This is a genomic window from Bradyrhizobium sp. 63_E2_N1_3 (assembly GCF_052076005.1).
In the GTDB taxonomy this organism is placed as follows: domain Bacteria; phylum Pseudomonadota; class Alphaproteobacteria; order Rhizobiales; family Xanthobacteraceae; genus Bradyrhizobium; species Bradyrhizobium barranii.
The window spans coordinates 5,407,348-5,434,156 of the sequence record NZ_CP197235.1 but is presented as its reverse complement, the minus strand read 5'-3'; the positions used below and the strand labels follow the sequence as shown (position 1 = coordinate 5,434,156).

The following is a 26,809-nucleotide window of genomic DNA, read 5'->3' as shown; positions in this document are numbered from 1 at the left end:
GGCCGCGTTAGCGCAAAGTGGATACCGGTTTTCCGACAAGATCATGCGCAAAACAAAAATAGCCAATCCTGACCTGAAAGATTCAAATGACTCCCGCTGCCCGGCTGTCCGCAGCCATCGAACTGATTGACACCATCGAGAAGGACCGCGTGCCGGCGGCCAAGGCGCTCAAGGAGTGGGGCACCGCGCACCGCTTCGCCGGCTCCGGCGACCGCGCCGCCATCGCGGGCCTCGTCTGGGACGTGCTGCGCCGATATGCCTCGAGCGCTTTCCTGATGGACGCCGACACCGCACGCGCCCGGCTGATCGGCATGCTCCGCCTCGAGCGCAACATGGACGCGGCCACCATGGGCGCGCTGTTCGACGGCAGCCGGTTTGCACCGGCGCCGCTGACCGAGGCCGAGCAGGCCGCGCTGACCTCGCGTTCCCTCAAGGACGCGCCGGCTGCGATCGTCGGGGATTATCCTGATTGGCTCGACCCGTACTTTGCAAAAGTGTTCGGCGAGGACCGCGCCGCGGAGGCGGCCGCGATGGCGAGCCGGGCGCCGCTGGATTTGCGCGTCAACACGCTAAAATCCAATCGCGACAAGGTGCTGCGCGGGCTTGCTCATCTTCATGCGGAACCGACGCCATGGTCCGCAAACGGCCTGCGCATCGAGCTTTCGGCCGATGCGCGCAATCCCGGCCTCCAGGCGGAGGAGGATTTCATCAAGGGCGCCGTTGAAGTGCAGGATGAGGGATCGCAGCTTGCGGCGAGCTTCACCGCGGCAAAACCCGGCGAGCAGGTGATCGATCTCTGCGCCGGCGCCGGCGGCAAGACGCTGGCGCTCGCAGCCATGATGCAGGGCAAGGGACGGCTGATCGCCACCGACAACGACAAGCGCCAGCTTGCCCCGATCCACGAACGCCTGTCGCGCGCCGGCGTCCACAATGCCGATGTCCGCACGCCCAAGGGCGAGGCCGATCCGCTGGCCGACATCAGCGGCACCGCCGACCTCGTCGTGATCGACGCGCCCTGCACGGGAACCGGCACCTGGCGCCGCAACCCCGACGCCAAATGGCGCATGCGCCCCGGCGCGCTGGAGATCCGCCTGCGCGATCAGGCCGAGGTGCTGGAGCGCGCCGTGCCGCTGGTCAAGGCCGGCGGCCGTATCGCCTACATCACCTGTTCGGTGCTGGCGGAAGAGAACGGCGAGCAGGTGAGGGCGTTCACCGCCCGCCATCCCGAGTTCGCCGTCGTGCCGCCGGAGCAGACCGCAAGCGTGCTCTGGGACAAGGCGGAGGATTTCGCAAAGGCCGCGCTGCAGTCGGATGAAGGCTGGCTGATGACGCCACGGCGAACGGGGACGGACGGGTTCTTCGTCTCGGTGCTGAAGAAGACGTAGCTCTCGTAGTGACCCTCGTAGGGTGGGCAAAGCGAAGCGTGCCCACCATTCGCAGTGTGAAAGATGGTGGGCACGGCGCGCGAAGAGCGCGCCTCTGCCCACCCTACGGCACCGCGTGTGCCGCGCCGCAGTTCCCCAAAACAAAAACCCCGCGAACCGAAGCTCGCGGGGCTTTCTAACTCGACGTTCTGCCGGTACGTCCGTGGTCAGAACGGTGCGTGGGCGTTAGCCGACGCGGAGATTGTCAGCCGACGACTTGCCGCTGCGGCGGTCGGCGACGATGTCGAACGAGACCTTCTGACCCTCGTTGAGGGAGGAGAGGCCAGCGCGCTCGACGGCGCTGATGTGAACGAACACGTCCTTCTGGCCGTCATCCGGCTGGATGAAACCATAACCCTTTTGGGTGTTGAACCACTTCACGGTGCCCATAGCCATGGGAATTTCCTTTAGTTAGTTAGAGAGGATACGCACGTGGACCGGTACGCGAAATTGCGCCCATGATCCTGTTCAGTCGATGTTTGGGGAAGTCATCTGAAGCGTGCGCGCCCGTCTGCAACGAAGCGAAGCGGCCCAGTCGTTCGGCCAAGTATCGATGATCACAATATAGCGAGAATTTGGGGCTACTTCAAGGCACCACCCGTGGGCCGGCATGTGGCGCGGCTTTGCTATTTTGCGGTGCAAATGAGCCGCCCGACAGCCCTCAATCCACGATGAAAAGCGTCGCCCCCGTGGCCGTCGAGGACCGGTGCGCGGCGTCGCCGAAGTCCGAGACCTGGTAGCTCATCCCCGCGGTGAGCTTGAATTTCCGCCCGTCGCGCAGCTCGCTGTCGAGCTCGCCCTCGAGCACGTAGAGCACGTGGCCGCGGTCGCACCAATGGTCGGCGAGATAGCCCGGCGAATACTCGACCATCCGCACCCGGAGATCGCCGATGTTGAGCGTCCGCCACTTGGCCTGCCCGGTCTCGCCGGGATGCGTGGTGGCCTCGACCTTGCTCCAGTCTGTGACGGTGAAGGGGGAGGCGGGGAGTTTCATGGGGAATCCTATGTCAGAGCCGGCGGGCGCAGTGTTAGCGCACGCCCGTCCGGCAGTCTCCGTCATCGTGAGCGATACTCGGTGTCATCGCCCGACTTGATCGGGCGATCCAGTATTCCAGAGGCCGCGCCGTGATGCGGAAAAGCCGCGGCGTACTGGATTCCCCGCTGGCGCGGGGAATGACAGCGGTGGGTGGGGCGGCACCGTCTGCACACGATAAGCGCGTGGCCGACAGCAATGCGCGCAAGCGTCACTGCGCCAAATGGTTCGCCGACCCCTGCAAAATCAGCCCCGCTGCATTCACCCGCAGATACTCGCAGATCTTCTTCCCCCGCTCGTTCTCGTAAAACACCACGACGCTGTCAGGGCTGACGAACAGGTCGATCAGTGTAAAATGCAGCTCCGGCAGCAGGGCGAGCGCCTTGCCCCAATACGCCCGCAACGCGTCCTTGCCGCGCACGGTGCCGCTGGCATCGAACCCCATCGCGGGGATGCGGTCCGAGGTCATCACGGTGTCCTCGGCGTAGAGCGTCAGCACGCGCTCGAGATCCCGCGCGTTCCAGGCCTCGACCCAGGTCCGGCCGAGCGCGGCGAGCGTCGATGGCTGATGGTGCTGTGGCATGGCGTTCTCCCCTGATTGCCCCCTGTTTGGCGTGAGGGCATATTAGGTCAATAATACTGACCTATATCCATTTGTCCATGCCCAAAGAAGAATGTGGGCGCGCGCATCGCGCGGTTGCGGGCAGGGGCACGGTCGCGTATTTGCTGGCCATGACAGCAGCACAGAACGACCGCTCCGCGTCGACGCCCTCGGTGGCCTCGGCGCACGACAAGATTCTCATCGTCGACTTCGGCAGCCAGGTGACGCAGCTGATCGCGCGTCGCGTGCGCGAGGACGGCGTCTATTGCGAGATCGTCCCGTTCAACAGGGCCGAAGAGGCCTTCAAGGAGATGAAGCCGAAAGCGGTGATCCTCTCCGGCGGCCCTGAGTCGGTGCATGAAGCGGGCTCCCCGCGCGCCCCGCAGTTGATCTTCGCCTCCGGCGTGCCGGTGCTCGGCATCTGCTACGGCCAGATGACCATGGCGGAGCAACTCGGCGGCACCGTCGAGGGCGGCCATCACCGCGAGTTCGGTCGCGCCGATGTCGAGGTCAAGGCGCCGAGCAAGCTGTTCGAGGACGTCTGGTCGCCGGGCGGCAAGAACCAGGTCTGGATGAGCCATGGCGATCGCATCACAAAAATGCCGCCGGGCTTCTCGGTGGCCGGCACCTCGCCGAACGCGCCGTTCGCGATCATCCAGGACGAGACGCGCAAGTACTACGGCCTGATGTTCCACCCCGAAGTGGTGCACACGCCCGACGGCGCCAAGCTGATCCGCAATTTCGTCCGCAAGATCGCCGGCCTTTCCGGCGACTGGACCATGCGCGCCTTCCGCGAGGAGGAGATCGCAAAGATCCGCGCCCAGGTCGGCAAGGGCAAGGTGCTCTGCGGCCTCTCCGGCGGCGTCGATTCAGCCGTCGCGGCCGTGCTGATCCACGAAGCCATCGGCGACCAGCTCACTTGTGTGTTCGTCGATCACGGCATGCTGCGCCTCGACGAAGCCAAGACCGTGGTTGATCTGTTCCGCCACCACTACAACATCCCGCTCGTGCATGTGGATGCCTCGAAGCAATTCCTCGGCGAGCTCGAAGGCGTCACCGACCCCGAGACCAAGCGCAAGACCATCGGCCGCCTCTTCATCGAGGTGTTCGAGGCTGAAGCTAAGAAGATCGGCGGCGCTGACTTCCTGGCGCAGGGCACGCTCTATCCTGACGTGATCGAGAGCGTCTCCTTCACCGGCGGCCCCTCGGTGACGATCAAGTCGCACCACAATGTCGGCGGTCTGCCCGAGCGCATGAACATGAAGCTCGTCGAGCCGCTGCGCGAGCTGTTCAAGGACGAGGTGCGCAAGTTAGGGCGCGAGCTCGGCCTGCCCGAAATCTTCGTCGGCCGCCACCCGTTCCCGGGCCCCGGCCTCGCCATCCGCTGCCCCGGCGACATCACCCGCGACAAGCTCGACATCCTGCGCAAGGCCGATGCCGTCTACATCGACCAGATCCGCAAGCACGGCCTCTACGACGACATCTGGCAGGCCTTCGCCGTGCTGCTCCCGGTCAAGACAGTGGGCGTCATGGGCGACGGCCGCACCTACGACTACGTCGTGGGCCTCCGCGCAGTAACCTCCACCGACGGCATGACCGCGGACTTCTACCAGTTCGACATGAAGTTTCTGGGCGAGACCGCCACGCGCATCATCAACGAGGTGAAGGGCGTGAACCGGGTGGTGTACGACGTGACGAGCAAGCCGCCCGGGACGATTGAGTGGGAGTGAAGGGGAGTACCGTGGAGTAGTATCGGATAGCAGAGGACACTCGAGCGAATCCTAGGCCATCGATAGCAGTCGATAGATTTTAAGCGACTCACAGATCCGCCGCTCTGTCGGGCGTCTTCCCGCTCTTCGAACGGCGCCCATGCGCCGTCAGGCCCACCCCAACCTTCGCGACTTTGTGTTGCTCAAATTCGCAATCCCGGTCTTCGCATTGACACAGACATGCCAGCCCAAACGCTTGGCTGCGCAGCATCTGGACCGTGTCGTCCTTCGTCCATAGCCCTCCGCCATGTATTGGCTTCCGTCGGCGAGGCTTGCGCGCGGATCAGCCGACGCTGATCGGAACCTCAACCAGATTCGTGTTGCCGCTCGCGATTCCGTCCTCGATTGCCGGCGCGATATCGGCTGCTCGTTCCACCCGTCGCGCGGGCACCCCCATCGCGCGAGCCAATGACAGATAGTCAATCTCTGGCTGTTGAATGTCCATGGCGATGAAGCGGTTCGTCTTCGCGGCTACATAGTCTGCCTGCGTTCTCATGAAGTTCTTGAGGACGTTGTACTCGCGATTGTTCATCACGACGAAGGTCACGGGGAGCTTCTCGTGGGCAGCGGTCCAAAGCGCCTGTGGGGAATACATCGCCGCTCCGTCTCCGACGAGGCAAACGACGGGGGCGCGACCGAGTCCAAGCGAACAGCCGACGGCCGCCGGCATACCCCAGCCGAGTCCACCGCCGCGTATGAACGAGTACTGGTTCGGTGATTGGCTGTTGAGGAATTTTCGAACATGGCCTGACGTGGCGACAGCCTCGTCGACGATCGCGACATCCGGTCCGATCGCGCGTACCGCCTCCCGTGCAGCGACCAGTGGCGTGGTCAGAGTGCGATTCATCTCAGCATCCGCCATTTCTGAGAGCGACCGCCGTTGCGCAGCCCGTTCCTCCTGAGCCTTCTGAAGCAGCGTCGCGTACGCGCCACGATTGCTTTTCGTCGCCTCGGAAAGATGCGGCAAAAGAGCCTTGAGCGAGGCCTTGATCTCGCCGACGACCGAGAGCTTGGTCACATAGGTACGGCCGAGATCGCGCACGTCAGCCGACAGTTGGAACACGTCGCATCCGGGCGGGACAGCAGAGCCCTCGGTGTAGAGGATGGTGATCAGTGATTTCCCGCCGAGTGCAAAGATCGCGTCGTAGCGGGAAAGGATCTCGGCCATGCCTCGGGCCACGGTCGGAAAATTCCCCGCCCAAAGCGGGTGAGAAGTCGGGAATGGAATGTGCGATGGCCATGAAGATCCATATACCGGCGCGCCCAGAGCTTCGGCCGCAGCTGCCACTTCCTCGGCCGCCTCGCTGGTGTGAACCTCATCGCCGGCGATGATCGCCAAGCGGCCGGGCTCCACCGCGGCGAGGTGTTGCGCGAGCTGTGGGAGCGAGCCTGCAACCGCATTTCGGTCGATGTGAGAGCGGCCCTCAATGCCAACTGTGCTCATCTCCTCCATGACATCCATCGGCAACGACAGAAACACAGGACCCGCTGGAGCGGCGCTGGCATCGTGGAAAGCGCGCCGCACGAGAACAGGCAATTGATCAACGGTCGCGACTTCGCGCGCCCACTTCACCGCCGGTTCTGCGATCCGCACGAGATCACCGAACAGCAGTGGATCTGACACCGTATGTCGTGAGTCCTGCTGGCCCGCCGTGACAACCATCGGGGTTTGGGACACGCTCGCATTGAGCAGATTTCCCATCCCATGCCCGAGACCGCCAGCTGTGTGCAGGTTCAGGAAGGCGGGCCGCCGAGCAGCCTGGGCATATCCATCCGCCATGGCAACCGCTGAGGCTTCTTGTAACGCCAGGATATATTTCAAATCCGGCTTACGCAGCAGTGCGTCGATCAACGGAAGTTCGGTCGTCCCTGGATTCCCGAATATGTATTCAACGCCCTCACTGGAGAGTATTTCGAGCAAGACGTCCGCGCCGCGGCGCGCGCTCCGTTCGTTTAGCTCGGAAAAGCGCTTCAACATTGGTGGCTCCTTAGGCGTGATGTGACTTGACGGGCCGATCCGCCGCGCAAATGGTCCCTCGATAGAGCTGGTGATCTTAAGCGCAGACTTGCTGAGACATACCGACGCTTATGAGCGGTTCTGGCGAAATGATCCGAGGAGCGGTGTCACTTACCTTTGTTCGGGTTGATAAGGAATTTTTCGCCAGTTGCCCGTTTGACGTAGACCGCGATGTTGGCCGGATCGAGCGCTTCGGCCAACGACACTACTTTGGTGTAGTAGCTTGCGAACGTGGTCTTGAGTTCATCGACGACGCGCTGGCGCAGCCTCTGTGAGCCGGCCTGCCCGATCTTCGCCAGGAACGGCATCAACAGCCAGCCGCCTAGGCCCCAAGCGGTGCCGAAGGAACGGGTGATCTCAGTCGGCCGAGGATCGAGCGTGCCGTAGATATAGACCTGCTTGTGGACTGTCGAGCCATAGCGGCTATAGGGGTACTTACCGGAGTTGTTGATGGCCGCCTCCATAGCGCTCAGGATTTGACTCGCGAGCTTGCCGCCGCCGATCGCGTCAAAAGCGATCGTCGCACCGGTCTCAACAAGTGCAGCGCTCAGTTCATCCATGAAGGTCGCGGAGGTTGAGTCGATCACATGCCTGGCGCCGATATTGCGCAGGATCGACGCCTGTTCCGCGTTGCGCACGATATTGACGAGCGAAATGTCGTCCTTGAGACAGATCTTGTTCAGCATCTGTCCGAGATTCGAGGCGGCGGCGGTGTGCACCAATGCGGTATGGCCCTCGGTCCGCATCGCCTCGGTCATGCCGAGCGCGGTCAGCGGATTGACGAAGCAAGAGGCGCCTTCGGCCGGCGTCGTGCCGTCGGGCAGCGGCAGGCAGTCCGCTACTTTCAGGCAGCGATATTGCGCATACATCGCGCCGCCGAATATCGCGACTGTCCTGCCCATCAGGGCCTTCACTGTATCGGACGAGCCCGTCATGATGACGATGCCGGCGCCCTCAAAGCCGATCGGCAGCGATTGATCGAGGCGCCCTGCCATCGCCGGCATGGTCGTTTCCGGCACTTTCGCGGTGACGATAGGGTGATGGTTGGTCCCTGAGGCCTTGATAGTGGTGAGATCGGCGGTGCCGGTCAGCAAGCCGAGGTCGGACGGATTGATCGGCGTCGCCTCGATTCGCACCACAACCTCATCGGCACCGGGCTCGGGCGTCGGCACGTCTACGAGCGAAATTTCCAGCTCGCCACTCGCCTTGATCAACGAGCGCAGTTGTAGACCCGTCTTTCCCATGCTCGACATGACAGTCTCCTTGATCGCCGGATGATCCGGCCGTCTGAAGTGATTCGGGCACATTCCGCACACAAGGCGGTAGTGCCAGCGAGGGGAACGAAATCTCCGCGAGAAGGCGCAGATTGTCGTCCTGATTTTACTTGGCAAATCTAGCGCGATTGGTATCGGCAAACTGCTCGACAGTCAGGGGCCGTCTGCCGGTGAGATCTTCGACGACATTGTTGGTGCCGGCAAAGATGCCTTCCTGATAGTCCTGTGCGACAGAAACGATGTGCTGCACAAATCGTGGAAGCTGCCCACTATTCTCCATGCGCGCGCGAAACGCTGGAATTGTGAGTGGCCTGTAAACAAAGGGCCGACCTAGCGTTTTCGTCAGCTTCTCTGCGATTTCGTAGTGATTGAGTTCGACGGGACCGTACAGTGGGTACACCTTGCCTGCGTGAGACTTCGGGTCTTGCAACACTGCAGCGATAACGCGGCCCTGGTCTTCTCCGGCTATCGGCGCGTGCCGCCCATCCGCAAACGGGAACTCGATGACGCCTGCTTTTACGTTCCAACCGTCCATCGGATAGAGAAGCCATTCGGCGAAAAACGTCGGCCGTATGTGAGTGGTGGGAACGTCAGACCAATCAAACACCTGTTCGGTGATCCAATGATCGCGAGACGCTTCGCTCTTCGTCTCCCGGCGTGCGGGCTTCTGCGACATATTGACGATCGATTCCACGCCCGCCTCGATCGCAGCCTGTGCAAAGAACGCAGCCGCACCAATAAGGCCCGGTTTGAAAGGGTACACGAAATAAGCGCCTCTGACGCCTTCCATCGCGGCCCGCATTTGGTCCAAGTCTAGCAATTCGCCGACAATGGTTTCAGCACCTTGTTCGCGGAGTGCTTCCGCTCGCGCGTCCTCCTTATGGACGACGGCTCGAACACGTTTTCCCGCATGCCTTAGCGCTGTGACGGCGGCTCTGCCCGTCGTTCCGGTGGCGCCGGAGATCAAATACAGTGGATCAGCCATCCGAGTTTCTCTTCAATAGGTGCATATGCACCTATATATGAGCATATGCACATATATCGAAAAGGGGTAGTCAACTGACTGTGAGGGCGAATTGCTGGAAAAGATTTAGAGTTCGGTCCGGTTGCTGACATACACGAGCAGTGGTGGGAGTGTCCTGCATAGCGAAGCCTGGGATGCAAGGTCCCGGCGTCGTGGATCGCCCTTGCTTCGTTCATCGCGGAGGTGTCCGACAGGAAGTAGAACACGAGCTCAATCTCGTGTATGTGTGTGTTGTTGAAATTCTGGAGATATCGGTGGAGCGAATTAGCGTACGGGACTGCAATTGCTTTTATCTCCGCAAGGCAGCCCGCCATCTCACGCAGATATACGACACGATATTGGCTCCGTCGGGCATTCGCTCGACGCAATACATGATCCTGGCGGTTCTGAATGAGAGACGCGGTCTTTCCGTCAACGAACTTGCGGAAGTGATGGTGATGGATCGGACCACTATGGGCAAAAATCTGAGGCCTCTCGTGCGGGATGGTTTGATTGCCGTGAACGTTTCGGACCTGGATCGGCGCAGTCGTACTGTTGGTCTGACCAAAAAAGGGTTCAAGGTGCTGGGGGACGCTTATCCCTTATGGAAGATTGCGGATTCCAGCTTTCAGAAGATGCACGGAAGGCAATTTTCAGAGGATCTTCGCGGCATGCTGGATCTTGTAACTCGGGACAAGAGGGCTTGAGTTCTGTTTGCCGAGGCTGCCGGACCGAGCGTCTCATGCCTGAACCCCCGCCAGCGGCCCCGGTAGAATGGCTGTCCGGGCCAGTCATTGCCGGCGAACCGTGCGGCCAGCTGAGCGAGCGGGGGCTCAATAGACCAACCGCACCGGCTGCATCGCGTCTCGATGTGGGCCTTGTCGATCGTCCATTCAGCCTTCTAGGTTCTCCTGTGCGATTACGGTGACAGTGCACTCAATGTGCGAGGCTATCCGCTCCTTGCGCGTGGACGGGCGTCGGCCCGCTGGTCGCGGGCGCGGTCGCCGAGATGTTCGGCCTGCGCTGGCAGGCGATGATCCAAGGCCTCGCCTTCATGAGCCACCAGATCGGCAGCTTCCTCGGCGCGTACGGAGGAGGGGTTCTCTACGACGCGCTCGGCTCCTACACCATGGCCTGGCGCACCGGCGTGGCGCTGGGCTTGGCCGGTGGCATCATCCAGGTCGCGTTCGCGCTGATCCGGCCGTCGCAGCCGCCCGCGCCGGTGCTGCGGACGGCGTAGCTGGCGAGCCGGACATCGCACTTCCATTGGTCGAAGACGTCATCAGGAGTTTTAGCTTGCACATTCGCGTAGCAAGGTTGTGATTTTCGCATCGAGATTTCGGGCAACGGTGAGGGCTTCCGAGCTGCCATAATGCAGCAGAAAACTCTCCATTTTGTCGTAAGAGACATGCACGCCATCGGAACGCTCATCAATGAGCACCGTGACTGGAGCGTAAGATCCAGCATCGGGCACGTGCTTGACCATTTCTTTCATGATGAGTGGATTGCCGATCACAAGCCGTACGATTTTAGGCGTCTTGGATCCGGCTTCGCGACGCAGAATGTCGCCCAAGTCAAATTCTGCGAAGAGCATAAGGTCCGTTCGGCCGAGGCCGCTTCGTACAACGCGCTCCAAATCCGGGAAGGAATTTGTCGCCCTCGTTTCCTTGAAAAATTCGACCATGTTGGGCTGCCCGACCGCCGACTTGAGCGCCGCCACAATAGTGTCGAATGATTTTAAGCTCGTGAGGCTGAAGCGCTCTACTTCGATTTTAGCGATTGTCATTTTGTCCTCTGTAACAATTCTCATGGATAAAGTGCGCCTGATCCCGTCAGAACGCGCCTTGTGTCATGCGGCCGCGGGCGGGTTGGGCATCCAGGAAAGTCCGGACGTGGCTGACGAAGATGTCGTGGTGCTGAAACAGCGCGCCGTGCCCTGAATCGGGATAGAGGACCAGCTGAGCGTTACTCAGTTCCCTAGACATTGCGTAAGCGTTGTTCGCAGGCAGCATGGTGTCGTGGCTGCCGCTGACCACAAGAACGGGCTGGCGGATAGCGCGCAGAATGGCGTGCCCGGGATCAGGTGTGGCGCACCAGGTGATCAGCGCCTTGGCCTGTGGATCGGTTACCGCGTTGCCGTTATCGGTGTCCCGATCATCCTTGCGCACCTTGGTCCTCTTCAGGAAGGCCAAGCCGGACGACCGGCTGGCGGATGAATTCGTGAAGAACAGCGGCAGGCGGGGGTCCGGCGCATCGGTTTGGGAAAACGCTTCCTGCAGAACCGCTAACAGGTGTTCCTCTCCGCCTTTCGGCGCGGTACCGACGAGTATGAGCTTGCGGACCAGCTGTCCGTGTTCGGCGGCGATCTGCTGAGCGACGCAGCCGCCGAGGGAGAAGCCAAGCAGGTCCACTTCGGAGAGGCCGAGCAAGTCGATGAAATCCACGGCGTCTCGTGCCATCGTCGCGACGTTGTCGGGCGTTTGACCGGTCGACCGGCCGACCCCTGCGTTGTCAAAGGCGATCACGGGGCGATCAGCGGCCAGAGCGTTGACGACGGCGGGATCCCATCCGTCGATGTTTCCCGAGAAGTGCTGCAGAAGAACCAGCGGAGTTCCAGTCGTGGGGCCGAGACGGCGATAGGCGAAGCGGATTCCGTGGCCTTCGATGTAATGGGTTGGCGCCGTTTCGAGTGTGAGGGCGTCCTGGTTCGCGATGTCGAGTTGAGTCATATCGTACTCCGGATGCTTGGCATGAAATGATCGAGCGGGTGACGCACGCAGCGCGGCGACCGAAACCTTCCTCTAGGATGTCGCTGGCGCTTCGCGCCATCGCGGTCCGAGGCGTTCCGCATTCCTCCGAGCGAGCGTGCGCGCTCCCGGCGCGACAGCGCCGGGAGCAGGTTCGTCACTTCGCGAGCGCCGCCTTTTCGATGACCTCAGCGACTTCCTTCGCATGGACCACGAGCGAGGCATGGCTGCCGGCGACTTCCGTCGTCTGAGCCTTCATCCTGGCTGCGAACAACTTCTGGACCTCGGGCGCGATGACTTTGTCCTTCGTGGTGATGACGTAGAACGTCGGCTTGTCGCGCCAGGCCGCAATGCTGACAGGCGCCTCGAACGCAGCGAGGCTCAGCGGAAGCTGCGAGTTGGCCAGGTGCTCGGCGATCTCAGGAGGAAGGTCAGCCGCGACGGCTGACGGAAACAACTTAGGATCGATATACAGATTGCCCTTCGCGTCGGGATGGATCGCCTTGACGCCTTCGGTCTGCGGGCCGTCTTTGGCCAGCAACGCCAGGGATTGACCGACCTCCGGTGCGAAGGCGGAGACATAGACCAGCGCCGAGACCTTGGGATCGTTGCCGGCTTGCGTGATCACCACGCCGCCCCATGAATGGCCGACCAGAACGGTCCTGCCGTCCTGTTTCGCGAGCGCCTGTTTGGTGGCATCGACGTCAGCGGCGAGCGAAGTGAGCGGATTTTCCACGAGCGTGACGTTGTAGCCCTTCTTCGACAGAATATCGGCAACGGGCTGCCAGCTCGTCTGGTCCACGAAAGCGCCGTGCACGAGCACGATGTTGTGGGCTGCTCCCTTGGGCAGCTCAGCGGAATGGGCGGGGCCGACCCATGCCGTTCCGGCCAGGAGTACGGTGGCGGCTGAGAGAAGGATATTTAACATTGATTGTTCCTGTTGATATGTCGGACGGAATAAGGTCCGGGGGAATGGACAGGCGTTTCCTGCCTGGTCGCGGTTTCTTCCATCCGCCGTTGGCGAGATGGTTGCCGCACATGACGTCGGCCCGCCGCGACATGACCTAGTTCGCAGGCTTTTCGGACGGTAGGGATCAATCGTCCGGATGTTGTGTCCGACCGTCCACCGGACTAACTTCGGCGGCATGGACATCCTCGCCCAAGTGCTCGATCGCGTTCGTCTCGGTGGGACGCTGCTGTTCCACTTCGAGCTCGGCCATCCCTGGAATTTGGCGCTGCCGGCGCGCCCCTACGCGCTGTTTCACTATCTCAGTCGGGGCTCCGCGACCCTCGCGCTCGAACTCGGACAAGAAATCCAGATGACCGAGGGCGATTTTGTCGTCATCACACGCGGCGAGCCCCATGTGTTTTATTCGGATCGCCGGGCCAAGCCTTTGCAGATTGTGGACCTCGATCGATCGTCGGCACGTCTTGGCGTCGTTCGTCACGGCGGCCGTGCCAAGCCGCTCTCGACCATGATCTGCGGCAATTTCACCGTGTCGCGGCCCTCGTTCAGCAGCGTGCTGGAAATGCTTCCGCCCGTGCTTCTGTTGAAGCCGACGGCGGACGGTGGCTGGCTCGAAGCGATCCTGCGGCGCATGGTGAGTGAGTCCGCGCACGAGCGTCCCGGCCAGCGCGTCGCGCTCTCACGACTGACGGAAGTGCTGTTTGTCGAGGTGCTCCGAAGCTGGATCGCGTCTCTCAGTCCCGGACAAGGCGGCTGGCTCGGGGCCATATCGGACCCGCATATCGGACCGGCGCTCAAGTTGATCCACGAAAACCCGGAGCGGCCCTGGACCCTGAGCGACCTCGGCCATCGCGTGGGGCTCGGCCGCTCGGTATTTTCGGCCCGCTTCACCAAGCTCGTCGGCCAGTCGATGCATCGTTATGTGATCGAACGCCGGATGGCGGAAGCGGCGTTCCTGCTCGAAACCAGCGATGAGCCCATCGCACGGATCGCGAGCCAGGTCGGTTACGAGACAGCGGCGGCGTTTTCAAAACTCTTTCATCGACATCATGGCATGTCGCCCGGCCGCTACCGGACCTCTCAGCGCCTTGATGGACACCAAGGTCAACCGCACGGCTCGGAAGCGAACGTCTCCGATTGAATTTGCGTCAGTTGGTGCCCACGGTGAATGTCAGGCCTGCTGCCAAGCTGCAACGCGACCACGCCTCTGCCAACCGCGCCATCCAATGTCCTGTTCATTGTCGCCGGCTCTGACTTGAGCCCGCTCTCGCAAGATCCGGACTGAGCTGCTTCTCCGCCGCGCTTTCATCGCGCTCTCATCGCCGGTGCTCAATTGTCGCACCTTCGGTGTGAAGCATCTCACACGCACGCTTGCGTCAATGCTGCGATAGAGTACCTGTTGTGATTGAACGTGGTGAATTTGGTCGATTTGACACACCCGCCATCACATCAGCCTCAAATGAGCTGCACACGCCAGAACGGCATGTTGAAATAGCCTCCAATCGGCCGCTCGGCCGATGAGAGCTATGGAGACACTATGGCTGACAAACACGAACAGGGCATGGTTGGTACGTGGACCAAATCCACGTCGGCTGCGTGTGCGGACAAGTACCCCGCCACTCTCACATTCTCGACCGGCACCTACCGCGGCATGCGCGGACCAGGGCAGGGCATGGTGTGGTGGGACGCGGGAATCTACCGTCTCGAAGATTCCAACACACTCGTCGTCGGGACGGCGACTGATGAACTTGTGACCTATCGCATTTCACTCAAGGCCGACCGATTTGAGTTTACGGATTCAGAGGGCTGTGTCGTGACCTATCGGCGCGCGTAGGACTGCGCACGCCACAGCTGACCGAAATAACGCGGCTGTACCCGCGAACGAGCCCGATGCTCACGTCGATCGTCTCACCCTTTCAACGAGGAGAAGACGACATGTGCAATTGCTCAGAGCATGAATCGAGTGGCAGCCTTTCCAAGATGACCGCGGCATCGGTCGAGCCCGCGATGAAGCCGCAGGTCCCCCTGTCGCGCCAGATCAGCTTCAGCGACGAGGAGTCCGGCGATCAGCCGGCCTCGACCGATCTGCAGCCGTTTCCGCCGTTCAGGCTCTGCAGGCTCGACTTCCGCGAAGGCTGCTACCAGATCAACTTCAGGCCGACCGCGGGCTTCGTGACCTTCGAAGGCACGCTGCGCGTCGATCGCTCGGCACCCGACGGCGGCGCCGACCATCTGATCGTCAGCGGCGATCTCTACTCGCGCCGGCCGGTGATCGGTCCGATCCCGCCGGTGGGGCCCGTGGTGCCGGTGGGCGACGCGGACGAAGATGAAGCGGCGGCGGGCTCGGGATTGACGAGCCTGGCCGGTTCGCTCAGTGCGCTCGATGACCCCCTGATTCCGTTTCCGATCCGCAGGCCGCGGATCCCCATCTTCCCCCGCGCGCGCTATCATTCCTATCTCAGGGTGACCAGCGTGTCCGCGCCTGTCGCGGTCCCGCCGCCGAAGAAGTGCGAGCTGACGATCACAGCCGAGCAGTTCAATTACACGCAGCCGCCGGCCGGCCAGTTCAAAGGCACGTTCCCGGCTTCGCCGTCGCGCACCGTGACGATGAAGCTTTCAAAGGTGCCGGCGCCGTTTCCGTTCTCCCTGACCGGCGGCCCGTTCTACCAGGGCCGGCTGTTCGAGGGCGGCGTGGACAAGGGAAGCATCACGCTCGCCTGGGTGTCGAAGTTCTTCCGCCGCGCCACGCTGGAGATCGACACGCTGGTCGGAGCCGTGCGGCCCGCGCCGGTGCCCGACGGTGCCGGTGGCACCGAGTTCTTCGATACGGTCTTTGCCAAGACCGGCTGGCAGCTGTCGGTGGTGCAGGACCAGCTCAACGTTCCGGTGCCATCAGGCGTGGTGGCGACCAATTGCTGGAGCTCTGCGGATCTGCACGCGCTGATGACGACCGTGCGCAATCCCGCGACGAATCTGGACACCGAATGGCGCGTGCACATGATCGTGGTGCCCGCAAAACTCGGGTGCTCGCGCGGCATCATGTACGACCAGATCGGCGTACCCCGCGAAGGCTGCGCCAGCTTCTCCGATGACGGCTATCCCGTCTCGGACTCCTCGAACTTCGGTCTCGCCGCCAACAAGAAGCAGCGTGACGTGCCGCGCGCGTTCCTGCGCAGCGCGACCCACGAGCTGACGCATACGCTGAACCAGATCCACCAGGAGCAGGAGACGGCGGCCGACAACTCGATCATGACCACGACGCCGAGCGTGGCGGACGTGCTCGGCGGTCCCGCGACCGGCGCACCCGGCGTGTTCCCGGACCAGATCGCGCTCGCGCACAACACCAACGTCCGCCATCACCTCAACCACATGCCGGATCCGGTCATTCGTCCAGGCGGATGGCCGTTCGCAAGCTGGTTCCCGACCGGTGCGCCGCAGGCCGCCGACCGGCACGATTTCGAACCTTCCGAGCTGGCGCTGACGGTGACGGCCACAACCGACCGCGTCGCGCTCGGCCAGCCGCTGGATCTGACCTGGACGATGACGAACACGAGCGGCGTGTCGCTGCGCGCGCCGAACGACGTCAGCACCGAGGCCTTGTTCGCATCGATCACCGTCACCGACGGCGAGGGGCACGAGCGTCCGGTCAGGCCGTTCGTGATCCTGTGCGAGCACGCGAAGCTGGGCGAGCTTGAGCCCGGCAAGAGCGTCACGGCGTCAGCGAAGGTGTTCTGGAGCACGTCGGGCTTCGCCTTCGAGAAACCGGGCCGCTACCGCGTCGACGTCGCGGTGTCGTGGTCGGCGCAGGGCGTGATGGTTGGCGTGCAGTCGGGCATCGACGTGTTCGTCGACTATCCGACCAGCGCGAGCGACAACCATTCGGCCAATCTCGTGCTGCATCCCGAGGTCGGCAAATGGGTGGCGCTCGGCGGCGATGCCTATCACCTCGGTGAAGCGTGCCGGCGGTTGCAGGCGCTCAGCCAGACCGCAGTGCCGTCAGGCGCGCGCGCCGCAACGGCTGCGGCCGGCGACGATACGACCGCGCCGCGCGCGATCGACGGTTTTGCCGACATGCTGCCCGATCGCGCCAAGCTCGCCAGGTTGCGTCCCGAACTGTCCACTGAGACCGGCGGCCGTACGCCACGCGGACCGGCGCGAGCAGCCGCCCCAGGCCGCAAACGCGCGGCGAAGGCAAAGGGGCGCGCTGGGCGAAAGCGGTAACGGTTTCGCCAGAGTCCGGTGAAGACCATCGGTGTCATGGGCGAGCGCACCTGCGACCGTGTCGTCGCAGGTGCGCCGTCACCTTCGCCGACCGCGACGCGAAAGCGCGACTCTTTGGCCACGGGAAAGGAAAACGAAAACGTGGAAAGGGTATCGCTGCAACGAAACGGTGGCGGCCGGCCGCATGATTGATCAAGTCCCGGCAGACAGAGCGCCGGACATGATCCCAGGTGATGACCCCATGGACTCGCATCCCCATATTCCAGCGCCAGTCACAACGTGGCTAGAACGATGGCGTCTGGTTCCGGACGGGGCACTGCTGACCACCCATTCCAGCTGGGTCCTGCCGGTCCGACATGAGGGCCGGCCTGCAATGCTCAAGGTTGCCCGTATTCCCGATGAGGGGGCGGGCTATCGCCTTCTGACCTGGTGGGACGGTCAGGGCGCTGCGAAGGTCTTTGCCTCGACTGCAGACGCGCTGCTGATGGAACGGGCCTCGGGAGCCGGTGATCTCGCGCAGATGGCTTGGTCGGGCCGGGACGAGGAGGCATGCCGGATCCTCTGCGACACGGCGGCGCGGCTGCACGCGACGCGGTCTGGCCCGCTTCCCGACCTGCACCCGCTGGAAGACTGGTTTCAGCCGCTCTTCCAGCTCGCCCCGGACCACGCGGCACTCGAGCCCGCCGCCGACATCGCCCGCCAACTCCTGTCCGCGCCACACGCCATCGGTCCGCTGCACGGCGACCTGCACCACGAGAATGTGCTCGACTTCGGTGAGCGGGGATGGCTGGCGATCGACCCGCATGGGCTCGTCGGCGAACGAACATTCGACTATGCCAACATCTTCACGAACCCCGACCTCAGCGATCCCGGCCGTCCGCTTGCGACCCTGCCGGGTCGACTGGAGGCCCGGCTGGATATCGTGGTCGCCGTGACGGGACTTCAGCCCGAGCGGCTGCTTCGCTGGATCGTTGCGTGGACGGGGTTGTCGGCAGCCTGGTTCATTGGCGACGGCGACGAGCAGGGCGCCGCCATCGACCTGACCATCAATACAATAGCTCGCCGCCTGCTCGACTAGCCTCGGCGCGCGAGTGCTCGCTCATGACGCGCACCCGCGCGAGCGGCCGCGCCAGGACGCAAACTTCACAGACGAATGACAGCAGTGTGAAATTCTCCATCGCTGCCGCGCTGTTTCATCTGCGCTCAGTTTCAGCATGATGTGATCTCGCTTTAAGCGTGTATTGGCGTAGACTATCGCGCAGGGGCTGGCTCGCGTCCAATATCGGTTGCTCGAAGCTCCCGACCGTCGATCTACGACCAGCAGGGAGCAAATCATGGCCTGGCCTACGCTTGCCGAACTCGTCTCGAACTTCGCGCCGATCCTTCATCTCGACAAGGACGAGGTCAATCTGCCCTCGTCGACCGACTGGTACATCGGCCAGGTCGGCTATCAGGCCGCCGGCGGCATCTATTCCGGTCCCGGTCAGTGGAATTGGGGGACGGCCGAGCAGAGCAGCCCCGACGACTATCTGGTCGCGCCGCAGGCCATATGGGCCTCGCTGATGAAGGGCTATATCCCCACCGCCACCAGCTATGTTCACGTCCTGCCGGTCGACGACCGCACCGACATGGTCGATCTCCAGTACTGGTTGTTCTATCCCTATAACGGACAGGAGACCTTCGAGGTCACCGGTTGGACCGGCAGTACCGGTCAGGCGCTGATGCCGCTCTCGATCCATTGGGGCGACTGGGAATGCGTCACGGTGCGCGTCAATATCGACCAGCAGGTCGTCGGCGTATTCTTCTCGCAGCATTCGGGCGGACAATGGTGCTCGCCAAACGACGGCTTCCTGTCGCTGAGCGGTACGCACCCGAACGTCTATGTCGCGAGCGGGTCGCATGCCAACTATCCGGCCGCGAGCAACAGCACCTATGAGATCGGCGGCGTCGATGTGTGGGACGTGCGCTTCGCGGTGGCCGACTACGCGCGCGGCGGCGGTCCGACCGTCAATCTGTCCGCGCCCAATCCGCCGGTCGTGATCCAGAACGATGCGCAGGCGATCCTTCCCACGCCCGTCACCTCGCCACCCTGGCTCGCCTTCAGGGGACGCTGGGGACAGCCGATCGAGCCCACGCTGACCGACGCGGAGATAGGCTCATTGGTCGCCGCCGCCGCCAGCGGCATGCAACTGAACGTGCTGGTCGAGGACGCCGTGCAGTACGTGGCAGGCTCGACCACGCTGCAGGCCTGGCTTTCGGAAGTGATCCTGCCGATCGCGAAGGGCGATCTGACCGGCCCAACGGGACCATCGCAGAAGGGCTCCTGGGCTGTGACGCCGACGTTCCTGCCCTTCGGCACCGACACGCCGATCGCTTCGAGCGTCAGTCTCGTTCCGGTGGCGCTGGCGACGATGCCGGGATCGCAAATCCTCTGCATCGGAATGGGAAATCCCTTGCCGCCAGCGATGCGTGCGTGGAGCCTCAATCAGGGCAAATGGTCCAGTGCGAAGTCGCCTACCATGAGCCCGTTCGGCGGACTGGCCGCCTGCGCGACGCCCTCGGGCGGACTGGCGCTGCTCGGTCTGGGCAAGACCAGCCTTCTCGCCTTCATCTCCCCAGAGGGATCCGGAGGGCCGTGGAGCGCAGCGGGGCTCTGGCCCGCACCGCCGGCCACGACCGGGGCCAGCATCGGCCAGTTCAACGGCGCCTGGTATATTGCCTGGGGCGGCGCCGACGGAAGCATCCAGTATCTCAGCACGACCGACTGGGTGCACTTCGGGTCTCCGCAGCGCGTGATGCTCCCCAGCGTCGACGGCCCGGTGCCTGCGACGATCGCAGGCGGTGCATTGGTGGCGCCCGCGGTGGAGAGCTGCGGGGGCGCGCTGGTGATCGTGGCGCCAATTGCGGGTCTCGAAAAGGGGATGCCGATGGTGCTCGGCGCCTATGTGTCGTCCGACGGATCGAACTGGACCGGCCCCAATCTGCTGCCGAGCATGTCGCTCTGTTCGGACACCAGCGGCGCGCTCGCCGGGGGGCCGAACGGGACGCTCTATTGCTTCTATGCCGACAGCAACAAGAAGGTGCGCTACGCGGTCACCAGCGATGGCGCGGACTGGAGCGATTCAGGCACCATCGCCGGCGCGTTCACCTCGCGGACGCCCAGCGTGGTCCCTTGGCAGGGCGGCTTTCTTGTCGTGCATCCCGGCAAGTCGTCACCAACGGTGTACTGGAACAGCGCGACCTTCGAGTAAAGCGCGGCGGGATCACTGCACGGCCCCCCGGCGCAAACGCGGGATGTAGACGGCGCTGTCCCATGATACGCCGACTACATCGTCGCCTCCGGAGCCCGCCTTCATGCCCGCTGCAACCGCCCCCAACCAACAGCCCGCGACCGCAACCGAGACCGACCCCGAAGCGCTCGGCTGGATGCGCGGCTTCCCGCCATCTCCCGACCGCACCATCACCTTCCAGAACGGCTCGTTCCGCAATTTCCCCGAATTGCGCTGGGCCTGGAGCAACGTCCGCCAGCTGGTGCCGACCGTGAATGTCTGGCGCGGGGCAGGGCCCGCGTCCGTGTTGCCGCGGGAAGACCACGACATCGGCGCGGTCGCCTCGACCACCCTGGACGGCCGGCCCATGACGTTCGCGAAGGTGCTGGAGGAGACTTATACCGACGGCATCGCGGTGCTGCATCGGGGCAAGCTGATCTATGAGCGCTATTTCGGCGCGCTGAAGCCGCACAAGCCGCATATCGCGATGTCGGTGACGAAGTCGTTCACGGGCGTGCTGGCCGGCATTCTGGTCACCGAGGGCAAGGTCGATCCGCAGGCACAGGTCACGGATTATGTGCCGGAGCTGAAGGCCAGCGCGTTCGGCGACGCCCGCGTGCACGAGGTCATGGATATGACCACGGGTCTCGAATACACCGAAGTCTACACCGACAAGAACTCCCACGTGTGGGGCTTGCGGCGTGCCAACGGTATGGCGCCGATTCCGCCTGATTATAGCGGCCCGACCAATATCTTCGATTTCCTCGTCGCGCAGAAGAAGCAGGGCGAGCACGGCAAGGCCTTTGCCTACAAGACCGTCAACACCGACGTGCTCGCCTGGATCTGCCGGCGCGCCAGCGGCATGACATTGTCCGAGCTTCTCTCCGAGCGCATCTGGACGCCGATGGGCGCGGAGGAGGACGCGCATTATCACGTCGATCGCATTGGCACCGAGAGCGGCGGTGGCGGCCTCTCGACCACGTTGCGCGATCTCGCCCGCTTCGGCGAGACCATGCGCAATCATGGCCGCTTCAACGGCCGCCAGATCGTGCCTTCGTCTGTCGTCGAGGACATCGCGCGCGGCGGCGATCCCGAGAAGTTCAAGCCGGCCGACTACACCACGCTGCCCGGCGCGTCCTATCGCAATCAATGGTGGGTCACGCACAACGCCCACGGCGCCTATATGGCGCGCGGCGTTCACGGCCAGGGCATCTACGTCGATCCCAAGGCCGAGATGGTGATCGCGCGCTACGCATCGCACCCCGTCGCGGGCAACGCCGCCAATGACCCCGTGACGCTGCCGGCCTATATGGCGCTGGCGAAGGAGCTGATGGCCGGCGGGTAGGGCGTGGCGGGGGCTGATGGCGTAGGGTGGATTAGCCGAAGGCGTAATCCACCACCTTTCATCGAGCCGCGTTGAAGATGGCGGATCACGCTTCGCTAATCCGCCCTACGGGGCCGACGAATTCGCGACAACTTCCAAACCGCAAGATCGGTCGAGCAAATGATCGCCGTCAGCGGCTATCTGGAGCCGCCACGGAGGAGGGACGATGAAGGCGGCGCTGCAGAACTATCAGGACCGGATGCGGCGGGTGCTGGACCATATCGACCGGCATCTCGACAGCGATCTGGACCTGGAAACGCTGAGCAGCGTTGCGGCCTTCTCGAAATTTCATTTCCACCGGCAGTTTACGGCGACCTTCGGGTTGTCAGTGCATCGCTATGTCCAGCTGGCCCGTATGAAGCGCGCTTCCTACATGCTGGCCTACAGTGACGCCCTTGGTGTCACTGACATCGCGATGGACGCCGGTTACGACGCACCGGACGCCTTTGCTCGCGCCTTTCGGCAGCGGTTCGGGCAATCGCCGTCGTCGTTCCGCAACTCTCCCGACTGGGAGCCGTGGCTTGTGGCCTTCGGGCCTCTCGACAACGCGAGGAGCAAGCTCATGAAGACTTTTACCACTGACGACGTGACGATACGCGATGTGCCCTCCACGAGGGTGGCGATCATGGAGCATCGGGGCGACCCGGCGACGCTCGGCGACACCATCCGGCGGTTCATCGCGTGGCGAAAGAAAGCCGGCCTGCACCCCAGGACAAGTCCGACCTTCAATGTCTGGCGGTCCGAACGCCGTCCTTCCTCGCCCGCCACTTACAGCACGGACCTCTGTGTCGGGACCGACCAGCCGATCGAGGCGAACGGCGAAGAGATCAAGGCCGGCGAGATCCCCGGCGGACGCTGCGCGGTGCTGCGGGTCGTCGGCTACACCGACAATCTGGAGCCCGCCGCGCTCTACCTTTATCGCGACTGGCTTCCGGCGAGCGGCGAGGAAGCACGCGACTTCCCGATCTATTGCCAGCGGCTGAGCTTCTTCCCGGAGGTGCCGGAGCATGAGACGGTTGCGGACGTGTTCCTGCCGCTGAAATAGCGCCCTCCGACGGCGGACGAACTGGCATCAATCAATATCGCGCGCTCCACACGGCGGCATGGTCTCACTAATATAAGAGTTGACTTATATTAGTGAGGGGCGATACTCGCCATTGCGCGAAACGATACGGAGGGATGCAATGGAAATCGACGTCGCCAGGGTCTTGGGTCTTGTCACGCGTTCGGTGAAGAATTTCGAGAAGGATGGAAAAGCAGCCAGCACGGTGACGCTGACGCGGCTTTACGAGACCAGCGTCGACGATCTCTGGGACGCAGTGACCAGCCGGCAACGCATTCCGCGCTGGTTCCTGCCGGTCGAGGGAGACCTCCAGCTGGGCGGAAGGTACCAGCTGAAGGGGAACGCGGGCGGCACCATCACGGCATGTGCGCCGCCGACGCATTTTGCAGCGACGTGGGAATTCGGCGGCGGGATGAGCTGGATCGACGTCAAGCTGGCAGCAGAACGAGCTCAGGCGCGTCTGACGCTGGAGCACACCGCAATCATCGAGGACCATTGGAATCAGTTCGGTCCTGGTGCGGTGGGTATCGGTTGGGATCTCGCCATCGCGGGATTGGAGCGATATGTTGCGACCGGCGCATCGGTCGACCACGAGACGGCCGAGGCTTGGATGGGCTCTCCTGCCGGCAAGGAATTCATGACGACAAGCGGTGAATATTGGTGCGCGGCGCATGTCGCAAGCGGGGTCGATCCTGACACGGCGAAGCAGCGCTCCGACCGCACCATCGCCTTCTACCGCGGCGAGATGCCGCCTGACGTCGCACATCCGGGCACAGGAAGCTGATGCACGTCTTCGAGGTCCTCGCCGATCCCGTGCGCCGTCGCATCCTAGAGCTGCTCGCTCCGGGGGAGATGGCGTCCGGTGAGGTCGTTGAAGCGATCGGGGCCGAGTTCGGGATCACGCAGGCGGCCGTGTCGCAGCATCTCAAGGTGCTGCGCGAGAGCGGCTTTGCGACGGTTCGGGCGGAGGCGCAAAGACGGCTCTATTCGGTCGACGTTGCGGGGCTTCGGTCGGTGGATGCGTGGATCGGTCAGTTCAGGAATTTCTGGGAGCCGAAGCTGGACGCACTGGCGACGGAGATCGCGCGCGGCAAACGGGAGCGTCGTCACGCGCCGATGACCAAACGGAGCGGGAAGAGGGCGTGAGCTCCATAATGTAGGATGGGTTTCGCTTCGCTCTATCCATCCTGCGCGCTCATCTCCCCAGCGCGCCATCCGCGCTTTCGATATCAGCGCATTTTCGTCCCGCGCGTTCGCTTGTCATCAACGTGGACGCGCGTTTTGCCGGCAGCGACCGGGCGGCCCTTCACGTGATCGATGAAGGCTCTCAGTTTCGGCATCGTTTGATGGCGGCTCGGATAGTAGAGAAACACGCCCGGCGCCATTGGCGCGAAAGACTTCAGGACCTGTACGAGCTTTCCCGTCTTCACCAGGCTGGTGGCGATCGGCGCGGGCACTTGAGCAAGTCCCATGCCTTCCACGGCGGCGCCAAGCATGGTGGGAAAGTCGTGGGCAATCAGCGGCCCCGAGACGATCGCTTCGACTGTCTTGTTGCCATCGACAAGAGACCAGGGCGCGATCGATCCGTTGCTGCGGCGAATGCGCAGGCATGCGTGCTGACGCAGGTCGTCGATACGCTCGGGCCGCCCGTGCCGGCGTAGATAGTCGGGGCTGCCGACGACCATGAACGGGAACGGGGGCGTCAGCCGCACCGCGACCATGTCGGTGGCGATGAACTGGCCCATCCGGACGCCGGCATCAAACCCCTTGGCCGCGAGGTCGACCAATTCCTCGCCTGCGGCGATCTCCACCTCGACCTCGGGATAGGCCTGGCAGAAGGATGCGATCAGCGGCTCCAGCAGGATCGGTACCACCGCGCGCGGCACGGTGAGGCGCAACAGTCCAGTCGGTCGCTGCCCAAGATCGCGCGCAACCTCGCTTGCCGCGACGAGCTCCTCGAAAGCGGGCTTTGCGCGCGAGAGGAACCGCGCGCCGGCCTCGGTCAGGCCGACACTGCGTGTCGTGCGAATGAACAAAGCTGCGCCGACACGCGCCTCGAGCGCACGGACCGCCTGGCTGATGGCCGATGGCGTGACCCCGAGCTCCGCGGCTGCCCGGCGGAAACTGCGGTACTGGGCGACACGCAGGAACGCTTCCACGCCATCGAGCGCGCCTTGTCTGACTGTGAAGTTCTGCTTCATAGCCCATCAACATTATCCCGAATAGTCGCTCGCGCCAATCGATCGTATGTCTCGCTCGCAGATCGGAAGCATCGCTGATGGCGGACATCTGCGACGTCAGCGCGATCTCAAAGAACAAAGGAGACCGCCGTGCTCCGGGAAACGAAACCGATGAAAGTCATCCGTAAATTTGTCGTCATGCTCACCCTAACCCTGATGGGAGCGACTTCCATGACCGATCCATCCGTTGCCCAAACACAAGCCATCTCGCAAGCCATGTCGCCCACAACCACCGGGGTGATGGTCATCCTGACCGTGAAGGCGGGCGTCACGCGCGAGCAGGTCATGGCCGTCATGCCGGCTGAAATCCAGCAGACGGTGCAGCTCTATCTCAATGGGAAAATTCGCGAGTGGTATTCGCGTGGCGATGGGCGCGGAGCGATCTTCCTCGTCGATGCCGGGGATGTCGCCGGGGCGCAGGCGATCATGGGGGATCTCCCATTGGCCAGGCAAGATCTGATGGACCACGAGTACATCGCAATCGGTCCGCTTTTGCCGCTCCGCTTGCTCATGGCCAATCCCGAGCGTCGGCAATAAGGGCGAGACCGGGATGGAGGACGGCCGATGACCACTGATGCTGCTCCCGCTGCGATCGTCGCGCCGCTTCGGGCCTGGCATGGCCTGCTTTGGCCCGTCCCATTCACGGCAGTATGGACCTGGTTGATCCATGCGCTAGTCGCGATCTGATTGGAGGCCAAAATGACGACAGAAACGCTCTTCCGGATACATCTTGTCCTCGGTTATGTCGCGTGGCTGCTCTGCTTCGGCACGTATGTCTGGCCCTGGCTCAGGTCGATGGACGGGCGCGACGCGCATCGTGCCATCGCCACTCTGCACAGCTTCCGCTTCTTCGGGCTCGTCTTCATCCTTCCTGGCATCGTGAGCCCGGACCTGCCGGCTGGCTTCGCGGTGTTCGCCGCCTGGGGCGACTTCGCGACCGGGGTGCTGGCCATGCTGGCGCTTCTCACGGTGAGGATACGCGCTCTCTTCTGGCTGTTCGTCGTCGCCTTCAATCTCGCTGGCACGGTCGACCTCGTCGTCGACTACTATGACGCCATCCAGGTCGGCCTTCCCGCGCATGCGGAGTGGCTTGGCTCAACCTACGCGATCCCGATCATCTACGTGCCGCTGCTGATGATCACGCACGTCACTGCATTCTATTTTCTGGCACGCCCTCGGCTCAGCGCCGATGCCGCGGCACTGGCCGGCGCGGGCTGAGACGAACCGCTAAAGTAGTAGTACGCTCCGACAGAGGTCTCGCCCTTCTTACCAATCGGCGGCTGCCTCGAGCAGCCGTTGGCGCATGAGGGCAACGCGCGGCCGTTTGCGTTCCGGTCGGCGTATGAACGGTGAGGATTGAGCCGATCAGGTCACGCAACGGCCGGGCTGCAGAAGCCTTGCGACTTCCGTGAGCGCGCTGACCACGGGCTCGCAGGCAAGTGTCGGCTTACGGCTCTGATTTCGCAGCAGCGTCGGCGGCTTGGTGGTGCGGGCCTGCGCAGATGGAATACGCAGCAAGACCGAGGTATCGGCGAGATCGTTCAAGCGCAGCGAAACCGTTTTCGTCGGAACTGCGAAAGGCTTGCGGTCGGCAAGATGATCTGCCTTGCCGGCGCGATTGACGATGTGGCTTGGCTGTTCGGAGACCGCCTGCCAGCGGTTTACGAGGTCGTGACCTGAAGCGTACTGCACGGCACCGAGCGTCAAGGCGGTCGCGACAGCGCCTAGAAGAGCTTTGCGAATCTGTGACATGGCTTCGCTCCTCGCCCCACGGCGATTGTCGTTCCCTACGCAGCG

25 protein-coding genes and 1 pseudogene are annotated in these 26,809 nt (G+C 63.1%); 15 read left to right on the top strand and 11 right to left on the bottom strand.

Features of this window, described 5'->3' with window-relative positions; translation table 11 throughout:
• Positions 1-86 precede the first annotated feature (86 nt).
• On the top strand, positions 87-1,385 hold the full coding sequence (locus AB7531_RS26250) for an RsmB/NOP family class I SAM-dependent RNA methyltransferase (RefSeq protein ID WP_063983786.1): 1,299 nt from the start codon (positions 87-89) through the stop codon (positions 1,383-1,385).
• 225 nt (positions 1,386-1,610) lie between these two features.
• Here AB7531_RS26250 and AB7531_RS26245 read toward each other — a convergent pair whose 3' ends face one another.
• The 3 genes from AB7531_RS26245 to AB7531_RS26235 form a co-directional block, all read right to left on the bottom strand.
• A complete protein-coding gene (locus AB7531_RS26245) occupies positions 1,611-1,820 on the bottom strand; it encodes a cold-shock protein (RefSeq protein ID WP_008141931.1) in 210 nt (69 codons plus the stop codon).
• 265 nt (positions 1,821-2,085) lie between these two features.
• Positions 2,086-2,418 (bottom strand): DHCW motif cupin fold protein, encoded by a 333-nt coding sequence (locus AB7531_RS26240; RefSeq protein ID WP_063983785.1) that lies wholly within the window; start codon positions 2,416-2,418, stop codon positions 2,086-2,088.
• A gap of 250 nt (positions 2,419-2,668) precedes the next feature.
• Entirely contained in the window at positions 2,669-3,040 is a 372-nt protein-coding gene (locus tag AB7531_RS26235; RefSeq protein WP_063983784.1) for a nuclear transport factor 2 family protein, read from the bottom strand.
• Positions 3,041-3,189: 149 nt separating this feature from the next.
• On the opposite strand from AB7531_RS26235, the gene guaA reads away from it, so the two are divergent.
• Complete coding sequence (guaA, locus tag AB7531_RS26230; RefSeq protein WP_063986430.1) at positions 3,190-4,788, top strand: glutamine-hydrolyzing GMP synthase; 1,599 nt, start codon at positions 3,190-3,192, stop codon at positions 4,786-4,788.
• Between the two features lie 322 nt (positions 4,789-5,110).
• Here the strand turns inward: guaA and AB7531_RS26225 are convergent, their stop codons facing one another.
• The 3 genes from AB7531_RS26225 to AB7531_RS26215 form a co-directional block, all read right to left on the bottom strand.
• A complete protein-coding gene (locus AB7531_RS26225; RefSeq protein WP_063983782.1) occupies positions 5,111-6,805 on the bottom strand; it encodes a thiamine pyrophosphate-binding protein in 1,695 nt (564 codons plus the stop codon).
• A gap of 146 nt (positions 6,806-6,951) precedes the next feature.
• Positions 6,952-8,097, bottom strand: a complete 1,146-nt coding sequence (locus tag AB7531_RS26220; RefSeq protein WP_063986429.1) for a zinc-binding dehydrogenase — start codon at positions 8,095-8,097, stop codon at positions 6,952-6,954.
• Between the two features lie 127 nt (positions 8,098-8,224).
• The gene (locus tag AB7531_RS26215; RefSeq protein WP_231144855.1) at positions 8,225-9,103 is read right to left on the bottom strand and encodes an NmrA family NAD(P)-binding protein; all 879 of its coding nucleotides are present in this window, start codon (positions 9,101-9,103) and stop codon (positions 8,225-8,227) included.
• A 173-nt stretch (positions 9,104-9,276) separates the two neighbouring features.
• Here AB7531_RS26215 and AB7531_RS26210 point away from each other — a divergent pair, with 173 nt between their 5' ends.
• Both AB7531_RS26210 and AB7531_RS26205 read left to right on the top strand, forming a co-directional pair.
• The gene (locus tag AB7531_RS26210) at positions 9,277-9,828 is read left to right on the top strand and encodes a MarR family winged helix-turn-helix transcriptional regulator (protein WP_187387728.1); all 552 of its coding nucleotides are present in this window, start codon (positions 9,277-9,279) and stop codon (positions 9,826-9,828) included.
• A gap of 260 nt (positions 9,829-10,088) precedes the next feature.
• A pseudogene (locus AB7531_RS26205) lies at positions 10,089-10,361 on the top strand (MFS transporter); the annotation flags it as partial.
• Positions 10,362-10,412: 51 nt separating this feature from the next.
• Here AB7531_RS26205 and AB7531_RS26200 read toward each other — a convergent pair.
• From AB7531_RS26200 to AB7531_RS26190, 3 genes are all read right to left on the bottom strand, one after another.
• A complete protein-coding gene (locus AB7531_RS26200) occupies positions 10,413-10,907 on the bottom strand; it encodes a DUF302 domain-containing protein (RefSeq protein ID WP_063983780.1) in 495 nt (164 codons plus the stop codon).
• A 46-nt stretch (positions 10,908-10,953) separates the two neighbouring features.
• Positions 10,954-11,850: an alpha/beta fold hydrolase gene (locus AB7531_RS26195; RefSeq protein ID WP_063983779.1), complete on the bottom strand. Its 897-nt coding sequence runs from the start codon at positions 11,848-11,850 to the stop codon at positions 10,954-10,956.
• Between the two features lie 175 nt (positions 11,851-12,025).
• The gene (locus tag AB7531_RS26190) at positions 12,026-12,796 is read right to left on the bottom strand and encodes an alpha/beta hydrolase (RefSeq protein WP_063983778.1); all 771 of its coding nucleotides are present in this window, start codon (positions 12,794-12,796) and stop codon (positions 12,026-12,028) included.
• A gap of 217 nt (positions 12,797-13,013) precedes the next feature.
• Between AB7531_RS26190 and AB7531_RS26185 the strand changes: the two genes are divergently transcribed.
• The 9 genes from AB7531_RS26185 to AB7531_RS26145 all read left to right on the top strand — a co-directional run bounded on the left by AB7531_RS26185 (position 13,014) and on the right by AB7531_RS26145 (position 23,918).
• Positions 13,014-13,976, top strand: a complete 963-nt coding sequence (locus tag AB7531_RS26185; protein WP_063983777.1) for an AraC family transcriptional regulator — start codon at positions 13,014-13,016, stop codon at positions 13,974-13,976.
• Positions 13,977-14,372: 396 nt separating this feature from the next.
• Positions 14,373-14,669: a hypothetical protein gene (locus AB7531_RS26180; RefSeq protein ID WP_063983776.1), complete on the top strand. Its 297-nt coding sequence runs from the start codon at positions 14,373-14,375 to the stop codon at positions 14,667-14,669.
• Positions 14,670-14,770: 101 nt separating this feature from the next.
• Positions 14,771-17,056 (top strand): hypothetical protein, encoded by a 2,286-nt coding sequence (locus AB7531_RS26175; RefSeq protein ID WP_063983775.1) that lies wholly within the window; start codon positions 14,771-14,773, stop codon positions 17,054-17,056.
• 184 nt (positions 17,057-17,240) lie between these two features.
• A complete protein-coding gene (locus AB7531_RS26170; RefSeq protein WP_441280155.1) occupies positions 17,241-18,134 on the top strand; it encodes an APH(6)-I family aminoglycoside O-phosphotransferase in 894 nt (297 codons plus the stop codon).
• Between the two features lie 256 nt (positions 18,135-18,390).
• The gene (locus tag AB7531_RS26165; RefSeq protein ID WP_231144857.1) at positions 18,391-20,307 is read left to right on the top strand and encodes a Vps62-related protein; all 1,917 of its coding nucleotides are present in this window, start codon (positions 18,391-18,393) and stop codon (positions 20,305-20,307) included.
• 103 nt (positions 20,308-20,410) lie between these two features.
• On the top strand, positions 20,411-21,670 hold the full coding sequence (locus tag AB7531_RS26160; protein ID WP_063983772.1) for a serine hydrolase domain-containing protein: 1,260 nt from the start codon (positions 20,411-20,413) through the stop codon (positions 21,668-21,670).
• 205 nt (positions 21,671-21,875) lie between these two features.
• Positions 21,876-22,754, top strand: coding sequence for an AraC family transcriptional regulator (locus AB7531_RS26155; RefSeq protein ID WP_063983771.1), 879 nt, complete (start codon positions 21,876-21,878; stop codon positions 22,752-22,754).
• Between the two features lie 139 nt (positions 22,755-22,893).
• Positions 22,894-23,556: an SRPBCC family protein gene (locus AB7531_RS26150; RefSeq protein ID WP_063983770.1), complete on the top strand. Its 663-nt coding sequence runs from the start codon at positions 22,894-22,896 to the stop codon at positions 23,554-23,556.
• Positions 23,556-23,918 (top strand): ArsR/SmtB family transcription factor, encoded by a 363-nt coding sequence (locus AB7531_RS26145; RefSeq protein ID WP_063983769.1) that lies wholly within the window; start codon positions 23,556-23,558, stop codon positions 23,916-23,918. Before AB7531_RS26150 ends, AB7531_RS26145 begins: the two co-directional genes overlap by 1 nt.
• 83 nt (positions 23,919-24,001) lie before the next feature.
• Here the strand turns inward: AB7531_RS26145 and AB7531_RS26140 are convergent, their stop codons facing one another.
• Positions 24,002-24,973, bottom strand: a complete 972-nt coding sequence (locus AB7531_RS26140) for a LysR family transcriptional regulator (protein ID WP_063983768.1) — start codon at positions 24,971-24,973, stop codon at positions 24,002-24,004.
• A gap of 150 nt (positions 24,974-25,123) precedes the next feature.
• On the opposite strand from AB7531_RS26140, the gene AB7531_RS26135 reads away from it, so the two are divergent.
• Together AB7531_RS26135 and AB7531_RS26130 are read left to right on the top strand one after the other, a co-directional pair.
• Positions 25,124-25,549: a hypothetical protein gene (locus tag AB7531_RS26135; protein WP_187387727.1), complete on the top strand. Its 426-nt coding sequence runs from the start codon at positions 25,124-25,126 to the stop codon at positions 25,547-25,549.
• A 162-nt stretch (positions 25,550-25,711) separates the two neighbouring features.
• The gene (locus tag AB7531_RS26130; protein ID WP_063983767.1) at positions 25,712-26,230 is read left to right on the top strand and encodes a hypothetical protein; all 519 of its coding nucleotides are present in this window, start codon (positions 25,712-25,714) and stop codon (positions 26,228-26,230) included.
• Between the two features lie 147 nt (positions 26,231-26,377).
• Here AB7531_RS26130 and AB7531_RS26125 read toward each other — a convergent pair whose 3' ends face one another.
• Complete coding sequence (locus AB7531_RS26125) at positions 26,378-26,764, bottom strand: hypothetical protein (protein WP_063983766.1); 387 nt, start codon at positions 26,762-26,764, stop codon at positions 26,378-26,380.
• Positions 26,765-26,809: the final 45 nt, after the last annotated feature.